Annotated in this window: 1 protein-coding gene and 1 pseudogene; one reads left to right on the top strand and one right to left on the bottom strand. The window is 55.3% G+C overall.

The window, feature by feature from the left end; all coding sequences use genetic code 11:
• Positions 1-360: 360 nt before the first annotated feature.
• Positions 361-1788, top strand: a complete 1428-nt coding sequence (locus L248_RS13345) for a DUF2325 domain-containing protein (RefSeq protein ID WP_040536887.1) — start codon at positions 361-363, stop codon at positions 1786-1788.
• A 172-nt stretch (positions 1789-1960) separates the two neighbouring features.
• On the opposite strand, the pseudogene L248_RS16385 reads toward L248_RS13345, so the two are convergent.
• Positions 1961-2196 (bottom strand): annotated as a pseudogene (locus L248_RS16385) (sulfonate ABC transporter substrate-binding protein); the annotation flags it as partial.

Genomic DNA, 2196 nt, shown 5'->3' with positions numbered 1-2196 from the left:
CCCTTGATATATAAGGGTTTAGGGGGCTTTTATCGTTTTTAACTGTCAAACTCGAGAATGTAGCACAGCGGCCGGCCCATCGCCATAGTGAATGCACCACCATCACTCCTGGACATACATCATTGCCTTGCGTGAATCAAAATCATCGTTCGCTTAGACCAGGCGAATTATAACTGTCTCTGCCACCATTCACCTTTCTCCAAATGCTCGTTACACCACCGAAATTAGTCTAAATATTAGTACAAAATCAGTCTAAATGACTAGTACGTTCGGGTGTGCTGACCGCCTCCGCGTTATATAATGTTCGTATTGCAAAGCGCATCTGACCCATTTTTTAAAAATTTAGTGGAGGTCCTGTTTATGGATGACCAACAACGCCTATTTCAATTGATTCGTGATCAAATTGCCCGTAAGAGTGAAAGCATCACCCCTGAAAATGTCTTAGAAGTAACGAAGGATATTAAACAGCTCCTTAAGTCCCTCAAGATATTAAGTCCCATTACCTTCCTGCCGGCTAAGACCAGTGAAACGGCAGCCCCTGCCGTAGAGAAAAAAGAATCCGCCGCCCCTGCAGCACCAGAGAAAAAAGAAACGACGGCGCCGACAGCTGCGGCGCCGACCACGATCACCAAGCCGGTGGCGACCACCCCAACCAGTCAGCCGACCCTCAAGCCGGAACAAGCGCCAACCCCTGTTGTCCCGGCGCTTCGGGAACATTGGAACCCGCAGCATAATGAATACACGGGCCGCTTCCGGCGGGCCTTAGCCGGCGGCTATGTCGGCGAGATCTACATGCCGGAAGTCGTGCTGCGCGCCCTCCACAGTCGGCCAAACAATGGCGACTGGGTCCGAGCCGTCCTCCAGCCCAGCAGCACTGGCCGGACCAATGAAGTCCCCCGTTACATTTTTTATATCGTCAAACGAGCGACGACGCCCACCGACGTCCGTCTGCAAGAATTCGTTCCTGTCATCTACCGTTCCGATGTGCGCCGCTTCTTCATTGAATTCAAGGCCCCGGGTGCCGAATTGACCCAATCTGTGTTGATCAGCGAATACGATGCGACGAAGTTCCACTTGAAGACCGGCGATTACATCGACTTTTCTTACCACGACGGCAAGATTGCTGAGGGCCGCGTCATCTGGAAGTACTCCCCAGCAGCCGTCCAGGTCATCCGCAAGGAGCGTCAATTCGCCAAGCCCACGGAGCGGGAAGAAAAGCCCGCCGAGCATGAGGAGAAACCTGCTGCTGCCCAACCCGCCGCAGCGGCCACTGCCAAACCGGCAGCACCAGCGGCAGAGACTGAACCGAAGCCGACAACAGCGCAACCGGCAGCAGCTGAAGAAACGAAGACACCCGCCGCTGAGGAACACACTGGCGCGACACCCACCATTGAAAAGCCGGCCAAGCCAGCGTCCAAGAAATCAGTCCACAAGTCTTCTGGGCGCAAAGCCCAACCCATTTTTGAAGGGGCCACGTTCCTTTTCGTGGCCATGGACAACGCCGGCCCTAGCAAGACCTTCCGCAAAACGATTGAGAGCCGCGGCGGCAAAATGGTCCTTTCTTCGATGAAAGACGGGACTGCCACCCTGCGGCGCAAGGTCACCCGCGCCGACTTCGTGGTCGTCTACCTGCCCAGCGTCCACCACTGGCAGATGTGGGAAGCCAAGGACCAGGCCAAGAAGATCGAGAAACCGATCTACTTCGCCCGTACCACCAATCCCCGCAACTTGATCCAAGCCTTCCACCGCAACGACATTAGTCGGGAAGCCACGGTGTCCGAAGCCTAACCTAACGATACAAGAAAGCACGCGGTCTGCCTCCCCCGAGGCGGCCGCGTGCTTTTTTGACGGATCATGGCGCGTTGCTGTCACCGCCGCGGGGCACTCATCCCAGCGGCGGCACCCAATCCTTGGCCAGTGTGCGCGACTGACCAAGGACCGGCGGCCTTGCCTGCCTCCCTCAAGTCAGGAAGGCCGATTGCACATTCACTTTCGTTTTAATCACTCCTTGCGTGTACAGCAGATCGGCAATGGCTTGCTGTTCTTGGACGATACTGCTGGTATTGGTCAATGCTTTCATGGAATACGTCCGCCGGTTGACCATCTTTTCCACGATGGTCTGGGACAGATCCAGTGTCTTGCTCAACATGGTCACCAAAGCGCTCTTATGGGTGTTGGCCCAGGTCATATCGGCGC

Source organism: Schleiferilactobacillus shenzhenensis LY-73, assembly GCF_000469325.1.
Classification (GTDB): Bacteria; Bacillota; Bacilli; order Lactobacillales; family Lactobacillaceae; genus Schleiferilactobacillus; species Schleiferilactobacillus shenzhenensis.
Note: the sequence above shows the minus strand (reverse complement) of the source record. Positions and strands in the feature narration are given on the sequence as shown.

Bases quoted from the DNA above. Each gene is read 5' to 3' on its own strand.
- L248_RS13345 (WP_040536887.1), top strand. From the start codon at position 361: ATGGATGACCAACAACGCCTATTTCAATTGATTCGTGATCAAATTGCC.